Origin of the sequence: Methylobacterium persicinum (assembly GCF_022179525.1) — a bacterium.
Taxonomy (GTDB): domain Bacteria; phylum Pseudomonadota; class Alphaproteobacteria; order Rhizobiales; family Beijerinckiaceae; genus Methylobacterium; species Methylobacterium persicinum.
In genome coordinates this window covers 162,865-178,247 of record NZ_BPQX01000033.1, presented here as the reverse complement: position 1 = coordinate 178,247, position 15,383 = coordinate 162,865, and the positions used below count along the sequence as shown (strand labels likewise).

The window sequence follows — 15,383 nt, the reverse complement described above, 5'->3', positions numbered from 1 at the left end:
GCGGGTAAGCAGACGGAACCGTCTTGGCATGCACGCGTGCTGAAGAAGCAATCGGTCGGGCACGCGCCTAACCGTTGACGAGGCCCGCCACCCGGCGATCGGGGACAGCGTGTTCGCTCGCGATGTCGGCAAGCATGGCGCCGATGAGATCCATCTGGTCTACGATACCGATCAGCCGTCCATCCGTCCCGACCACGGGCGCTTGGTGGAGGCCGCCCTGCTTCATCAGCCACGCCGCTGTGCCGGCGGCGATGGCGGGCTGCAGCGTCACCGAACCCGTCGTCATCACGTCGGCGACGGTGCCGTCCGGGGCGCGGCCCCGCTGAAACATCAGGGCGATCCGGCGGCCGAAGCCGAGCCGTGGGGCTCGCCGTTCCCACCCGACGGTCTTATCGATCAGATCGTTCTGTGTGACGACACCGAGGACCCGCGCGCTTTCGTCGGTCACCGGCACCATGGTCAACCGATGCTGGCGCAGGACCGTCAGCGCATCGCGGAGCGGTGTGCCCGGGGCGATGGCGCGCGTGGTCCGGGTGACGAGTGCCCCGCACGTCGTCTGGCCGGATTGGCGGAGCGACGCATGCACCTGCGCCCTGCGGAGGATCGCGTGCAGATCACCGCGGTCGATGTCGAGCACTTCGTCGAACTGGGCGAGGGCGGCATCGATGTCCGCGGCGTTGAGGCCGGCGCCCATGGCCGCGCCGGATCCGACGTCGTTTCGGCTCTCCACCGGGGCTGCGTGAGGGTAGGTGCGACCGGTCACATTGTTGAAGATCAATGCGCAGACGAGGAGCAGCAGTGAGTTCAAACCGACAGGCCACGCCACGAATGTGTACCCGAGGCTGCGAATGGCGGGCCCACCCAGAACAGCTGTGAGGGCGACCGCGCCGCTTGGCGGGTGCAGGCAGCCCAGAAGCATCATCAGGGCGATGGACACCGAGACGGCCACCGCCCCGGCCATCATCACATCCCCGATCTGGGCCGCGGCCGTGACTCCGACGAGGGCAGCGACGATGTTGCCGCCGAGGATGGACCAGGGCTGCGCCAGGGGACTGGCCGGCACGGCGAAAAGCAGGACCGCAGAGGCGCCCATCGGAGCGATGAGGATGGGCAGATCGGCGCCCGAGCCCACGGCACTGCGGGCGATCAGACCTGTACAAAGGATACCGATCAAGGCGCCGCAGGCCGATCGCGCCCGTTCGAGGAGGCTGACCTTCACCATCCGCGGAACGAAGCGGCCGATCAGCGTCCCCGGCTTCATGTCAAATCTCTCCGCTTCGCCCTCGGCCGGGGAGGGGACCTACGCCGTGGGGTGGCGGAGGGGGGTGTGATTGTTCACCACGCACCCACGCAACTCACATGACTCTGGCGGCCCGGATGGGCGGGACGCGTGCGCCCCCCGCCCATCACTGGCCGGTCAGACGGCCTTGGCGTCGTGCAGCTCGGCAATCTGCTGCTGAGTATAGCCAAGCTGGGCCAGGATATCGTTGGTGTGCTCGCCCAGGAGAGGCGACGCTTTGATATCCACCTTCAGATCGGAGAACTTGATTGGGCTTCCGACCGTCAGATACGACCCGAGCTTCGGATGCGCGACCTCGACGATCGTCCCGCTCTCCCGGAGCGACTTGTCCTCTGCGATCTCCTTCATCGTGAGAACCGGCGAGCACGGGATATCGAACTTGCGCAGGATGTCGACCGCCTCGAACTTCGTCTTGTCAGCGAGCCATTGCTCGATCGTATTGAAGATATCGAAGATCTTGTCCTGGCGAGCACGGGCCGTGTTGTAAGCCGGATCCTCGATCCACTCTTCCCGGCCGATCGCCTTGCAGATCGGGGCCCAGGCATGACCCTGGATGGTGAAGTAGATGTACGCGTTCGGATCGGTCTCCCAACCCTTGCACTTCAACACCCAGCCCGGCTGGCCGCCGCCACCCGCGTTGCCGCCCCGCGGCACCACATCCGTGAACGTGCCGTGCGGATATTGTGGGTATTCCTCAAGGTATCCGACAGCTTCCAAGCGCTGCTGATCGCGAAGCTTCACGCGGCAAAGATTGATCACGGAGTCCTGCATCGAAACGGCGACCTTCTGACCCTTACCGGTCTTCGACTTCTGGTGAAGCGCCGTCAGGATACCGATGGCGAGGTGCATACCCGTGTTGGAATCGCCGAGGGCGGCGGCCGACACGGTGGGCGGGCCATCCCAGAATCCGGTGGTTGAAGCTGCACCGCCGGCACATTGCGCGACGTTCTCATAGACCTTCAGATCCTCGTAGTGGTGGCCGTCGGAGAATCCCTTCACCGAAGCGAGGATCATCCCCGGGTTGAGCTCCTGGATACGCGCCCAGGAAAAACCCATGCGGTCGAGGGCGCCCGGGCCGAAGTTCTCGACCATCACGTCCGACTCCCGGATGAGCCGTTCAAGAACTTCCTTGCCCTGCTTGGTCTTGGTATCCAGCGTTAGTGAACGCTTGTTCGAGTTCAACATCGTGAAGTAAAGAGCGTCCGCATCCTCGACATGGCGGAGCTGGTTACGGGTCACATCGCCCGCGCCGGGGCGCTCGACCTTGATCACGTCGGCCCCAAACCATGCCAGAAGCTGCGTGCAGGCCGGCCCCGCCTGGACGTGCGTGAAATCGATGATCTTGATACCATCAAGCGGCTGGGTCATTTTCGTTCCTCCCGTTATGCGGAATATTGACACTCCGAAAGACGATTCGAAGCATAGCGATTGAATTCACTAAGATCCGAAAGGCGTTTTTCTTTAAGTCGGAATGCAATCTTTGCTTTCGGCTTCTAAGTCCGAAATTCGCTGGCGAAGACGCTTCTCGTCCTGCCAGCGCTCAGTTTCGTCGCGAATGACCGCGACGATGCCGGTGACCGTCCCCTCTTCGTCCTTGAGGAGGCCGACGGTGAAGGCGATGGAGAGGGAGCGACCGTCCTTGTGCAGGGCCGGCACGCGCAGCAACTGGGTGCCGTACTTCGTCACCCCCGTTTGCATGGTCTTGGCGTAGCCGTCCCAATGCCGGCGACGGTGGCGATCGGGCGTGATCAGATCGAGGGGTTGGCCCAAAGCGTCCTGGCGCGTGAAGCCGAAGATGCGCTCGGCGGCCGGGTTCCACACGACGATGGCCCCGTCAGGATCGGCCACCACCACGGCGTCGCCGACCACATCGACGATCCCGGACAGATCGAGGTCTGGCGCCATGATCGCGCTCACGCGCTCGGCCGGTCTGATAGGCGCGGCTCAGTCATGGCGTTGTCTCCCTTGCTTCCTGCACGAGAGGCTCTCCCTCCCGACGGGTGACTCGGTGATTGGCATTTGGTATACCAGATACGAAATGGCAGTCAAGCCGATGTCTGGGGGAGTTCCGGCGTGGGCTAATGACAGGGGGGGAGGTGGCCGGCATGACGCTCGCACCGAGCATCACGATCACGCAGATTGAGGGCTTCAAGTTTGTCGTCGATTTCGGCGCCGCGTTTCCGGCTCTGCAGACGGATGAGCCCGGACCTATCGGGTCCGGCTCCGGCCCGTCGCCGGAGCAACTGCTGATCGCAGGCGTGAGCAACTGTCTGTGTGCGAGCCTCGCCTTCGCCTTGGGCAAGTTCGGGCAGGACAGCCGGGGCGTCACGGCGCGGGTGTCGGCATCCATCGTCCGAAACACCGAGCGGCGCCTGCGCATCGGCGGCATCGAGGTCGACATCACCCTGGGCGCCGCCGCAGCGGCCATGCCGCGGATCGAGCAGGTGCTCGCCCAGTTCGAGCGGTTCTGCACCGTGTCCGAGAGCGTGAAGGCGGGCATCCCCGTCACCGTGGTGGTGCGGGATGGAAACGGGGAGCAGCTGCGATGAACGAGCGGGAGGACGGAATGCGGGATCACGAGGCCGCGCGCGAAGGTGCACGGGAGCCGGGCGATCTCGCCCTCCTGTTCAACGCCCGCGCCAATGCTGGCGACGTCGAGGGGCTGGTGGCGCTCTACGAGCCAGGGGCGGTGCTGGCGGCCGGGGATGTGGTCGCCACGGGCCGCGAGGAGATCCGCCGGTTCTATACGGATCTTCTGGCCAGACGATCCGAGTTTCCGCAGGCGGAGACGCTGCCAACCCTGGTCAAGGACGACCTTGCGCTAACCTTCGCCCGGCTCGCAAGTGGCGTCCTATCTGTCGAGGCGGCCAAGCGGCAGGCCGACGGGTCTTGGCTCTGGGCGATCGACCAGTTGAAGATCAAGCCGCGCGGAGAGGCTCCCGCTCGTCCATAAAGAAGTCGACCGCGCGCCGGACCACAGCAGGATCGTAGGCGTGCGGTCCGTCGTACTCGACGAAGGCGACGTCGTAGCCGGCTTCCCGAAGGAGCCGCGCATGGGTGCGGCCGCTGCGCTCGATGGGGATCTGCTCGTCCCGCGTGCCGTGGGAGAGGAACACCCGGGGCACGCCCACCTGAACCTGCACCGACATGAAGCCGGCCGATGACACGATCAGGTGGCTGACGAAGTCGCCGTTGGTCAGACCCAGGGAGAGGGCATAGCTTCCCCCGTCGGAATGCCCCGCGAAAGCAATCCGACCGGGGTCCAGCAGGAAATGCGTGGAGACCGCTTGCAGCGTTCCCTCCAACCGGTCGCGGTCGGGGCCGTTGCCCGCGATGACCAGATCCCAAGTCGGGTGAAGGGACTGCGGAACGAGCAGCAGGAAACCCCGCGCCTCCGCATGGACCGCCAGCATCGGCAGGATCTTCTCGGCGCTGCCCCCGCCGCCGTGGAACAGCACGACGAGGGGGGTGGGCCGGTGCGGCGCCAGCGCGGTGGGCACATAGAGCCACGGATCCCGCTCCGCGAAGAGACCGAGGGCGTGGCATCCCGGCGGGAGAGGATCCTCCGTCGGCAGCCTGAGTGGGACGTTGAGCCGTCCGGCCAGCTTGGGGTCGATCATGGTGGGTCCCCGATCGGTTGTCCGGCCCGGCCACCGCTTGATCCCGCCCTCTTCCTCATCCTGAGGTGCTGCAAAGCAGCCTCGAAGGTGACATCCAGAGATCGCCGAGCCATCTGGAGCCCTCCTTCGAGGCCCGCCAAGGCGGGCGCCTCAGGATGAGGTCGAGTGAAGGATCGGTTGGTTTCCTCTCGCGAACGAAGATGTTCCCGTCACTTACGCTTGATCACGCTCTGGGGGTTGAGGCTGCCGATGTTGCCGCTCTCGCTCCCCGCGGCCGGGTCGATGACGGCGTTGATCAGGGTCGGCTTGCCGGAATCCATCGCCGCATCGACGGCGCGCTTCAGCTCGTCCGGGGTGAAAACCTGCGCGCCCACCCCACCGAAGGCTTCCATCATGCGGTCGTAGCGCGAATCCGGGACGAAGACCGTCGTGGCCGGATCGCGGCCGGTCGGGTCGGTGTCCGTGCCGCGGTAGATGCCGTTGTTGTTGAAGATCACGATGCAGATCGGCAGCTTGTACCGGCAGATTGTCTCGACCTCCATGCCGGAGAAACCGAAGGCGCTGTCGCCTTCCACCGCGAGGACGGGCTTACCCGTCTCGACGGCGGCGGCGATGGCGAATCCCATGCCGATACCCATGATGCCCCAGGTGCCAACATCCAGGCGCTTGCGCGGCTGGTACATGTCGATGATTCCGCGGGCGAGATCGAGGGTGTTGGCGCCCTCGTTGACGAGGATCGCATCCGGCCTTTCCTTGATCACCGTGCGCAAGGCCCCGAGCGCGGAGTGGAAGTCCATCGGCGCGGTGTTCTTCATCAGCTTGGGGGCCATCTTGGCGATGTTGGCCTCACGCTTGGCCCGGATCGTCTCGACCCACTCGGCCGGCGCGCCCTTCCAGCCGTCGCCCAAGCCGTCGAGCAGGGCAGAGACGCAGGAGCCGATGTCGCCCACGACCGGCGCGACGATCTCGACGTTCGAGTCCATCTCCCGCGGCTCGATGTCGATCTGGATGAAGCGCTTGGACCCCGGCTCGCCCCACGCCTTGCCCTTACCGTGCGAGAGCAGCCAGTTCAGGCGCGCACCCACGAGCAGAACAACGTCGGAATCCTTGAGGGCCGTGGAGCGAGCGGCGCCGGCCGAGAGGGGGTGCGTATCCGGCAGGAGCCCCTTGGCCATGCTCATCGGCACATAGGGGATGCCGCTGCGCTCCACGAATTCGCGTACGACATCGTCGGCCTGGGCATAGGCCGCTCCCTTGCCGAGGATGATGAGGGGGCGCTTGGCGTTTCTCAGCTCATCGAGGGCACGGGCGATGGCCGTGGGCGCGGGCAACTGCGCGGGGGCGGCATCGATCACCTTTACGAGGGACTTCGCGCCGTGCTGGGCATCGATGACCTGCGCGAACAGCTTGGCCGGCAGATCGAGGTAGACACCGCCGGGACGACCCGACACGGCGGCCCGGATGGCCCGCGCCACGCCGATCCCGATATCGCAGGCGTGGAGGACACGGAACGCCGCCTTGCACAAGGGCTTGGCGATGGCGAGCTGATCCATCTCCTCGTAGTCGCCCTGTTGCAGATCGACGATTTCACGCTCCGAAGAGCCCGAGATCAGGATCATCGGGAAACAGTTCGTCGTCGCATTCGCCAGCGCGGTCAGGCCGTTGAGGAAGCCCGGCGCCGACACGGTCAGGCAGATACCGGGCTTCTTGGTGAGGAAGCCTGCGATGGCGGCGGCGTTACCGGCATTCTGCTCGTGCCGGAACGACAGGACCCGCATCCCCTCGGCTTGGGCCATCCGTCCGAGGTCGGTGATCGGGATGCCGGGCACACCGTAGATTGTATCGATGCCGTTCAGCTTGAGGGCGTCGATCACGAGGTGGAACCCGTCGGTCAACTCCGTCGGAGAGTAGAAGTCGGCAATGGCAACATCGGCGGCCGACATATCGAGCTTCTTTGCAACAACAGTCATTGGTGGGCCTCCCTGCAGATTTCTTGGAGCCGATGCGGTCCAAACCGCCTGTTGTGTGCGGATGGAGGATGCGCCCGGCTCTCACGGCCATGTTGGTATACGATATACCAGATTTCCGGACAAGGTTTTCCGGCATTCGCCGCGCGCCGATCCGTAGACAGGCGCGCAGGGGTTTTACGCGAGTCTAGGCGCCTGAACTTTTGCGCCCTCGGCGACGGCGACCGGCTCCTCGGTGAGGTAGCGGCGACGTAGGGGCTTCAGCACGAACATGGCGAGGGACGCTGCCACGATGTTGAGGCCGATGATCAGGGAGAAGACAGCCGACCAGCCGAAGGAGGCCGAGATCATGCTCGCGAAGGGGACGAGGAAGGCTGCGGTGCCCTTGGCGGTGTAGAGGAGCCCGGCGTTGCTCGCCGCGAACTTCGAGCCGAACGTGTCGCCGCAGGTGGCGGGAAACAGCGAGTAGATTTCGCCGAACACCCCGAAATAAACCGCGGTGGCCAGGATGAAGACGTAAGGGTTCGTACCGAGGTTCAGCAGAACAATCATCGCCATCGCGGCGATGCTGAAGGCGAGGAACATCGTGTTTTCACGGCCGATGTTGTCGGACACCCAGCCGAAGAACGGCCGTCCGAATCCGTCGAAGATCCGATCGAGGGAGATCGCGAGTGTCAGGGCGGTCATCTGAAGCCCGAACAAGCTGACCGGCACACCGGCTACCTTGAAGTCATGGGCGATGGGCGCGATCTGCGCCGCCGCCATCAGACCGCCCGAGGCGACCATGACGAACATGGCGTACATGACCCAGAACACCGGTGTGCGCACCGCTTCCTTGGGCGTGCGGTCGATCTTCGTCTGCGGCACGCGCACGCTGCGCTTCTTCGCCGGGCCGGCCGTCAGCGGCTTGCGCAGCAGAAACGACAGCAGCATCACGACGATGCCCTGGCCGATGCCGAAATACAGGAAGGCGGTCTCGTAACCGCTGGTGGCAATCGTCCTGGCGATCGGCACGACGGTGATGGCCGCCCCTGCGCCGAAGCCCGCCGCCGTGGCACCGGCAGCGAGGCCGCGCCGATGGGGGAACCATTTCAGGGCATTGCCGACACAGGTGCCGTAAACGGAGCCAGCCCCGATGCCGCCGATGACCGCCGCGACGTAAAGTGTCGCAAGCGAGTCCGCGTAGGAGTTGAGTATCCAGGCGAGGGCGATCATGAACCCGCCGAAGCATACGACGAGCCGGGGGCCATACCGATCGACGAACCAAGTCTCGATCGGCACCAGCCAAGTTTCCGTGGCGACGAAGATCGTAAAGGCAATCTGGATGGATGCCCGACCCCAGTGGAACTTGCTGTCGATCGGGTCGACGAACAATGTCCAGCCGTATTGCAGGTTGGCGATCATCGCCATGCACACGACACCGAAGGCGAGCTGCCACCACTTCGCCGATTCGGGATCCCTTGGGACGTCGTGTTGAACCACCGGTGTGCCTAAGGCTGCTCCGTGTTCCATTGGCTTCCTCCCAGGCGGCTTCTCCGAGCTCGCGCCGGGAGCATCCTGCATGATCTCAGCAGGTATGCAATATACCAGACTCAAGAAACCGTGAACGCAGCACTATGATGCAACTGGTGCATCCATTGGTCCATTCCGATTCTTGCAGCGAAGTGAGGGCCTTCCGGTCGCTCCTTGCCTCGCGACCCGAGCGATCGGAGGACTGCGAACGCCGCGTCTGCGTAGGCCTGCCGGGGGGACGCTCACCGGATGAACTCACATGCAGCACTGCTCGTGTGCCGAATCATCCCAACCAGCGCTAGAACGTCATTCGGATGATCGGGCTAAGCCTCGAGGCCACGCGGCGATGCGACAAGGGCGCTCATAAAAGCAGCTCCGACCTTGACCTCGGTAGCAGGCGCTACTTCCGCGCGACGATCGCATGCATCCAAGCGACGGAACGGTCCGTCTCGACGGTGAAGCCGAGGGCGCGGGCTTCCTCGACGACCGCAGCTGGCGGCAACCGGAGCTTCCGGTAGCTGCTCTTGTGCAACTCCCACCCTGTCTCCGTGCGGGCATGCACAAGGTCGTTCACGACGACATGATCCGGTTCGTAAAGCAGGGCGCAGACCATGATTCGCGTGTCGTCGGACCGAACCGGGATGAATCGGTCGGTACCCGTAAGTTCGGACGACAGATCGCGAAACGTGAGGACGAGGCGACCGCCGGGCTGCAGGGCTTGGTACGCGCTCGATAGCAGCGACCACACGTCCTCCCGGCTGTCGAGATGGGTGAGGGTGTCGCCCATGCAGACGATGGCATCGAATGCGGCATGGCCGGTCGCGGCGGGAAAGTCCCGCAAGTCCGCAAGGATGGGCGTGACGGGAGACCCGGCGGTGGCCGCCATCGTCTCGTCGAGGAGGGCTTGGCAGGTATCGAGGGCGATCACCCTTCGATAGCCGATCCGGCAGAGCGCCGCGCTCTGATAGCCGGGGCCGCATCCGAGATCGAGGGCAGCGTCCTTCGGACCCTGGTCGAGACCGAGTTCGATCAAGAGGGCGGCCTGTTCGTCCGCCTTCTCCGCGAAGGGCAGGCCGACCATCCATTGGTAATGGGCGGCGAGGAGGTTGTCGTAATGCTGCTGAGCCTGATTCACCGGCCACCTTCGGTTCCGTCCCGCTTCTCGACCGAGGGGACCTTGCTGGACGCGACGCGAAGATAGGTCGCGATGATCCGGGTCGAGGCACGCATGGTTCCGGCGAGTGACCCCGCCACTTTTGAGCTTCCTCCAAGGCGACACCGATAGGGCATCGGCACCTCGGCAATGCGCAAGCCGGCGCGGGCGGCTTTCATCTGCATCTCGATGTTCCACCCATACGTCAACTCGTTCAGGGCGAGATCCGCCAGGGCAGCCCGGCCGATGGCGCGGAAGGCGCACATATCGGTGTAGCGGACGCCGTAGCGAAGGCCGATCCCGATCCCGGCAAGGCGCCCAGCCAGAACCTGATGCCAGAGCATCGAGCCCTTCTCGCGCTGGCCGAGGGTCCGGGAGGCCAGGACGAGATCCTGCGTGCCGGCGAGGACTGGACCGGCGATCCTCTCGATCAAGTCTCCGCGATCCGCACCGTCGCCATCGAGATAGACGATCACCCGGGATTCCGGTCTCGCGGCCGCCGCGCCGAGGGCGCAGGCGCGGCCGTATCCCCGGCCCGCAGCGACGACCCGGGCCCCGGCGCGGCGGGCAATATCCGGTGTCCCATCGGTCGAACCGCTGTCGGCGATGATGATATCGCCTGCATAGTCGCGTGGAATTTCGCGGATGACCGATCCAATCGACTCAGCTTCGTTGAGGGTTGGGATGACGACGCTGACTGGGTACATCGACTCACAGACTCCAGCGCAAGCCGCAGTTCTTGCAGGGGGCGGGGGGCTTGTCGGAGAGCAAGGTCGTGCGAAAATTCCGGTACGCCTCCCCGTTCCAGATCTCACGCAGCGTCGCCTGGGTCGCGTCGCCTAGGGTGTAGTGCGAGTAGCCCCGCACGGAGAACGGCGCGATGCAGCAGGGCAACGCCCGCCCGTGGGCGGTGAAATACATCAGCGACCACGGGCGCCGGCAGGTCGCCCAGGCCCGCTCGTCCTTTTGCTTGAGACTGGCGCCGGGCTCCGTCGCCCCCGACGCGTCGAGGGTGATGCCGAATTCCCTGCCCACCGCTTCTGCTTCCGCGATGGCCGCCATTTCCTGGGCTTGGGTGCTCTCGAAGAGGGACAGGTCGGCCCGGGCCATGCCGTAGCCCTCCTCATCGAAGACGAGGCGCTGCAGATGGACCTCGGTCACGCCCATCTCTGCCGCAAGTCGGACGAAAGCCGGCAGTTGCTCGATCGTCTCCCGCAGCCCGGTGAGCCACAGTGAGACCCGAGGCGTCGTCGCCCCGACCGCCTTTTTGAAGGCGACGAACCGGCCGACATCCCGGACGATCCGGCCGAAGTAGTCCTTGCCGCGCACCTTCAGGTACGTCTCCCGGTCGGCGGCATCCAGGGAGACGCGCAACTCGTCGAGGCCGGTGTCGATCAGCGCCTGGAAGCGCTTCGGCTGCATCAGGGTGCCGTTCGTGTTGAACAGGACGTAGGTGCCCCGTTCCTTCAGGTACCGGATCATGTCCGGCAGGGCCTTCACCAGCATCGGCTCGCCGACGCCGTGAAGGACGACCCTGCCAACGTTCGGCACTTGGTCGACGATGCGTGTGAACAGGTCCCAGCTCATGTCGGCCGGGGGCTCCAAGGTCTCGAAGGTGCGCGGACAGGTCTCGCACAGCAGATTGCAGCGGTTCGTCACCTCTAGATAAAGACAGATCGGCGGAGCGTCGGCGATCTCGTTCCGCCGGGCGTCGATTTCCTCGAAGTAGCGGCGCGGGTCCTTGAGGGTGGTTGCGGCCGACATCAGACGGCTCCTTGCGTGAGAAGGCTGGCGGACTTCCGGTGCAACAGCGAGCGCCCGGCGAGCACCAGCGCCGGCACGAAGACGATCGACGGCCACAGGAACCGGTCGTTGAACGGATCGATCAGGAAGAAGAGCGGTGCCGCGCCGAGCCAGACCACCGCCGTTAGGGGCGCGACCACTGCGGGTAAAGACAGCCAGGGATAGTACCACGCGTAATGGGGACTGGCGGCACAAGTCGCGATGGCGGCTAGGATCGCCGTATCGCGGCACAGGGCGACGGCGTCGGGTTCGGCCTTGCGGGCGCGCCCGAAGGCGATGCGCAGGGCGAGGGCCGCCAGTCCCAGCCCTGCGCAGACGAGGTAGGGAATGAGGAGCCGAGCGGGCGCCCATCCGAGATGGCCGAGCCCGGCGAGTAGCCAGTATCCCTCGCCGGTGGCATAGCCCTCTTCGGCGCCGTAACCGCTCACGAAGCCGAAGAGGTTTCGCCCTGCCGACAGGTAAGGCAGGTAGAAGGCGAGGATGATCCCAGCCCCCGCCAACATCGGGCACCACAGCCTGGCGCCGCGTACGAAGGCCGGCGCCACCGCCACCGGCAGCACCTTCACCAAAGCCGCCGCCCCGAGAAGAGCGCCCGCGATGCCGTCGCGCCGCCGGGCGCGAGCCAGGAGCGCGAGGCCAAGAAGGCCGATTCCCATGGCGTCCACATGTCCGTCGCAGGCGAAGGACCAGACCGCCAGGGGGTTCCAGGCGTAAATCAGGATACGCTCAGGCGGCAGCCCGGCGATGCGCAACACCAGGAGCATCGCCCCGATGCCGCCCATCTCGAAGGCCAGCATGGCGAGCTTCATCCCCCAAACGCCCGGTGCGACCCGACCTACGGCCGCGAAGGCAAGCTGTGCCGCGGGCGGGTATATCGTGCGGGCATAGTCCTTCCGGTTGATCAGGGGATAGACGTCTGCATCGCGCAGATCCGCGAGGGCCGGATCCGCAGGGATGAACCGGTAGGGATTGATGCCGGCCGCCTGCACGCGACCATCCCAGACGTAGCGATAGATGTCGCTCGACAGGAAGGGATCCGCAGGGAACAGCAGGGCGCGCATGGCCACGGCGAGGCCAAGGACCGTCCAGGCGGCCCGCCGCGGGAGCTGCTCCCTCAGGACCAGACGCACCGCTAGGAAATAGAGCGCTAATCCGGCCGCTAGCACGGCGACGAACAGGTTGGCGCGCGCCACCGAACCCACCGTATCGGCGCCCGGCACATGGATCGCCATCGCACCGCCGGTGATCGCAGTGAGCCCAACTCCCATCACCGTGAGCCTGCGGCTGGGACTTGTCAGGAAAGCCGCGCTCATAAGGTTGCATCCACGCCAGGATGCAGGCGCGCCAGGACGGCACGGGTCCGCGGCGCGGCGTAGCCTGCGGTGTCGGCCGTCAGACGCGCGAGCCCTTCCGCGTCGTCGACGTCGTACCAGGGCTCGAGTTCGACGAGGTCGAGCCCGATCTCCCGGGCGCGGGTCCTCGTAATCTCCGCCACGCTTCCGGTGCTCCAGGCGATATCCCTGAAGAGGTGATCATGGGCGCGTTTGAGCCCGAGGAGATAGTAGCCTCCGTCGTCGCACGCGCCGAAGACGCCCCTTTCCCCGGGCTCGAGCAGGATCTGCGCGGCCTCGGCCAAAACGCGAGTCGGCAGGGTCGGCGTATCCGATGACAGCAGACAGGCGGCGGCAAAGCCCCGGGCGAGCAGACCTTCCAGGGCCTGGACCAGGCACCGGCCGAACCCCTCGACGCCCGCCGGCGCCGGGGCTGTTCCATCGGCCAGGACCAACCCTGTTTCCGGGGCGAGATATGGCACCAGAAACGACTCCGAACCTGCGGGGGTATAGGCCGCATAGGCCATCACCGGGGCGATCGCGGCGGCGGCGTGGACGTTGTCGGTCGTGTCGCGCAGGAAGGCGGCGCTGAGGCTTGCGGCCTGGTCCGGGGTGAGGGGCGGACACAGGCGCGTCTTCGAGCATCCGCTCTGCGGCAGCTTCGCCATCACCGCGATGGCGCAGACGGATCGGCCGGTCATCGGGCGCCTCCTCCCGTCATGTCGCCATCCGGACGAGGGTCCCGAGGCTGCCGTTCGTCATGTCCGGCGGATGGGTTCGCCGGAGCGTCGCGTCGAGGCCGAGGCTGCGCCCGGCCCCGAGCAGGGCGAAGAGCCCCATCAACAGCATCAGGAACACGTAGCTCCAGGGCCACTCCTGGGGGTTGCGATATAGGCCAAGCCAGAGCTGGCCCACGAACAGGATGCCGAGGGTCCCCATCACCCGCACGCCGAGTCCGAGGATCAGGGATGCGGCGAAGCCGAACTCGATTGCGAGCACGGCGACGTTGAGCAGAAGGAAATTTGGGTAAGGCAGAGCCAGGGCTTCCAAAAGCTGCCCATGGATCGCGAAGGCGGCGTCCTTGGTCTCCTGCTCTGTCCAATAATGCAGACCGTTGCTGGTCGAGACCGGCAACTTCCAGAACAGGTTCTGAAGCCACATCAGGCCGACGACGATCCGCGCCGCGCAAATTCCAAGGTCACGGCCGGTGCGTTGGGCCGGATCTGCGGCCCATTCGAAGGCCGCCACGAACAGACCGCCGAGGACAAGCGCCGCGAAAAGCAGCATCACCACCCATCGCCATGGGCCGAGCGCCACTTGATCGCCCTGCGACGCGAGGAGGAAGCTCAGGATGTCGGTTAGGGGGTCGCTGCGCATGCCTAGCCTCGGACGGATGAAAGCGCGGAGAAACTGTCGCCGCTTGCTCGCACGCAACTGATTTCGCCGCGGCTCAAGTCGAAGTTACCGCCGGTTTGACCGATTTGAGGACACGGTAGACTGTATCGCGTGGTATCGCTCGACACAATTTCGCAATTGGACGTCACGATGGCGGCAACTCAGGTAACTGGCGCCAACGCTGTACGAACCACGGGCAGGGATCGAAGAGCCGTGCCGATGGACGACCGCAAGATTGCGCATATCCCGGCGAAGGACATCGCTCCGAGCTTTTCCCTCGGCCTCGGGCTGACGAACGAGTGCAACCTCGCCTGCGCTTTCTGCTATCGCGACACCGAGCGCGTCGATCGGCTGGGGCCGGAGCAGGTTCGCGCGGCTCTCGATGCCCTACCGGTGCGTTCGGTGAATCTGGGCACCGGCGAAAACGGCATGCATCCCCGTTTCGGGGAACTTCTCGCCCTGCTCCGCAACGAACCTCTTAAGCTGACAATCACGTCGAACGGCCATTCGATCGCGGTGATCGACGATCATGCCGTGCGAGCCTTCGCCGACGTTGAGTTTTCGATCGATTATCCGAGCCGGGCGGAACAGGATGCGCAGCGCGGCGAGGGTAATTGGGACCTCGTTATGGAGCAGGCTGCACGCTGCCGGCGCCTTGGGGTCGGCGTCACCTTCATCGCGGTGATGATGCGTTCGAACTTTGACCGCATGAGCGAGATCGCGGAGATCGCCGGCCGGTTCGATGCGCCGCTGCGGATCAACGTCTATCAGGCCGTCCGGACGGACGATTTCGCCCTGACTTACGAGGAATATTGGACGGGGTTCGCCCACCTCTTCGCACAGACCGATGCCATCGCCGTCGGCGAACCGCTGGTTCGGGCGATAGCCGGGCTTCCGCCGCGTCTGGGTGGATGCGGTAGCAGCACGGTGCGGATCACGCCGCGGGGGACCGTGAAGCCCTGCGTCTATTGGGACGGAACCGGCCAGAGCCTGGACACCCTCGTCGACGAGGGAGCAGCCATCGTCGAGACGCCCCCCTTTGTCGCCGCCCGCTCGTTGCCGGAGCCTTGCCGGGGCTGCGCCCACGAGAGCGTCTGCCACGGTGGGTGCGCCGGACGACGGCGCCTGCTCGGACAGATCGACAAGCCAGACCCGTACTGCCCGATCATCCGGGGCGACGATCGTCCGCTCGACGTGCGGATGGCTCCCTCTCGCGACCTCCCGAAGCTAGAGAGCGCCTGCACAACGATCGTCCAAGCACGGAAGACCGCGTCTTAGGGCCGCCCGGCGCAGCGAACCAAC

Annotated in this window: 15 protein-coding genes; 3 read left to right on the top strand and 12 right to left on the bottom strand. The window is 65.4% G+C overall.

Annotated elements, in window-relative coordinates:
* Positions 1-67 precede the first annotated feature (67 nt).
* From MFF22_RS14725 to MFF22_RS14715, 3 genes are all read right to left on the bottom strand, one after another.
* Positions 68-1,261 carry an HPP family protein gene (locus tag MFF22_RS14725; protein WP_238249712.1) on the bottom strand — a complete coding sequence of 398 codons (1,194 nt, stop codon included), beginning with the start codon at positions 1,259-1,261 and terminating at the stop codon, positions 68-70.
* Positions 1,262-1,417: 156 nt separating this feature from the next.
* Positions 1,418-2,668, bottom strand: coding sequence for a formyl-CoA transferase (frc, locus tag MFF22_RS14720; protein ID WP_238249711.1), 1,251 nt, complete (start codon positions 2,666-2,668; stop codon positions 1,418-1,420).
* Between the two features lie 93 nt (positions 2,669-2,761).
* Positions 2,762-3,205 (bottom strand): PAS domain-containing protein, encoded by a 444-nt coding sequence (locus MFF22_RS14715; RefSeq protein WP_238249710.1) that lies wholly within the window; start codon positions 3,203-3,205, stop codon positions 2,762-2,764.
* Between the two features lie 200 nt (positions 3,206-3,405).
* On the opposite strand from MFF22_RS14715, the gene MFF22_RS14710 reads away from it, so the two are divergent.
* Entirely contained in the window at positions 3,406-3,849 is a 444-nt protein-coding gene (locus tag MFF22_RS14710; protein WP_238249709.1) for an OsmC family protein, read from the top strand.
* The gene (locus tag MFF22_RS14705) at positions 3,846-4,253 is read left to right on the top strand and encodes a YybH family protein (RefSeq protein WP_238249708.1); all 408 of its coding nucleotides are present in this window, start codon (positions 3,846-3,848) and stop codon (positions 4,251-4,253) included. Before MFF22_RS14710 ends, MFF22_RS14705 begins: the two co-directional genes overlap by 4 nt.
* On the opposite strand, the gene MFF22_RS14700 is transcribed toward MFF22_RS14705, so the two are convergent.
* The 9 genes from MFF22_RS14700 to MFF22_RS14660 form a co-directional block, all read right to left on the bottom strand.
* Positions 4,219-4,920 carry an alpha/beta hydrolase gene (locus MFF22_RS14700; protein WP_238249707.1) on the bottom strand — a complete coding sequence of 234 codons (702 nt, stop codon included), beginning with the start codon at positions 4,918-4,920 and terminating at the stop codon, positions 4,219-4,221. The two genes, MFF22_RS14705 and MFF22_RS14700, sit on opposite strands and share 35 nt — an antisense overlap.
* Before the next feature lie 209 nt (positions 4,921-5,129).
* Positions 5,130-6,890 (bottom strand): oxalyl-CoA decarboxylase, encoded by a 1,761-nt coding sequence (oxc, locus tag MFF22_RS14695; RefSeq protein WP_238249706.1) that lies wholly within the window; start codon positions 6,888-6,890, stop codon positions 5,130-5,132.
* A gap of 174 nt (positions 6,891-7,064) precedes the next feature.
* Positions 7,065-8,399: an oxalate/formate MFS antiporter gene (gene oxlT, locus MFF22_RS14690; protein WP_283206181.1), complete on the bottom strand. Its 1,335-nt coding sequence runs from the start codon at positions 8,397-8,399 to the stop codon at positions 7,065-7,067.
* A gap of 400 nt (positions 8,400-8,799) precedes the next feature.
* Positions 8,800-9,534: a class I SAM-dependent methyltransferase gene (locus MFF22_RS14685; RefSeq protein WP_238249704.1), complete on the bottom strand. Its 735-nt coding sequence runs from the start codon at positions 9,532-9,534 to the stop codon at positions 8,800-8,802.
* A complete protein-coding gene (locus MFF22_RS14680) occupies positions 9,531-10,259 on the bottom strand; it encodes a glycosyltransferase family 2 protein (protein ID WP_238249703.1) in 729 nt (242 codons plus the stop codon). The genes MFF22_RS14685 and MFF22_RS14680 overlap by 4 nt, the downstream gene beginning before the upstream one ends.
* 4 nt (positions 10,260-10,263) lie before the next feature.
* Complete coding sequence (locus MFF22_RS14675) at positions 10,264-11,316, bottom strand: radical SAM protein (protein WP_238249702.1); 1,053 nt, start codon at positions 11,314-11,316, stop codon at positions 10,264-10,266.
* The gene (locus MFF22_RS14670; protein WP_238249701.1) at positions 11,316-12,668 is read right to left on the bottom strand and encodes an MptA/MptB family glycosyltransferase; all 1,353 of its coding nucleotides are present in this window, start codon (positions 12,666-12,668) and stop codon (positions 11,316-11,318) included. Before MFF22_RS14670 ends, MFF22_RS14675 begins: the two co-directional genes overlap by 1 nt.
* Entirely contained in the window at positions 12,665-13,387 is a 723-nt protein-coding gene (locus MFF22_RS14665; RefSeq protein ID WP_238249700.1) for a TIGR04282 family arsenosugar biosynthesis glycosyltransferase, read from the bottom strand. The genes MFF22_RS14670 and MFF22_RS14665 overlap by 4 nt, the downstream gene beginning before the upstream one ends.
* A 16-nt stretch (positions 13,388-13,403) precedes the next feature.
* Entirely contained in the window at positions 13,404-14,063 is a 660-nt protein-coding gene (locus MFF22_RS14660) for a DoxX family protein (RefSeq protein ID WP_238249699.1), read from the bottom strand.
* 237 nt (positions 14,064-14,300) lie between these two features.
* Here MFF22_RS14660 and MFF22_RS14655 point away from each other — a divergent pair, with 237 nt between their 5' ends.
* Positions 14,301-15,359, top strand: coding sequence for a radical SAM/SPASM domain-containing protein (locus tag MFF22_RS14655; RefSeq protein WP_238249698.1), 1,059 nt, complete (start codon positions 14,301-14,303; stop codon positions 15,357-15,359).
* The last annotated feature ends 24 nt before the right edge of the window (positions 15,360-15,383 follow it).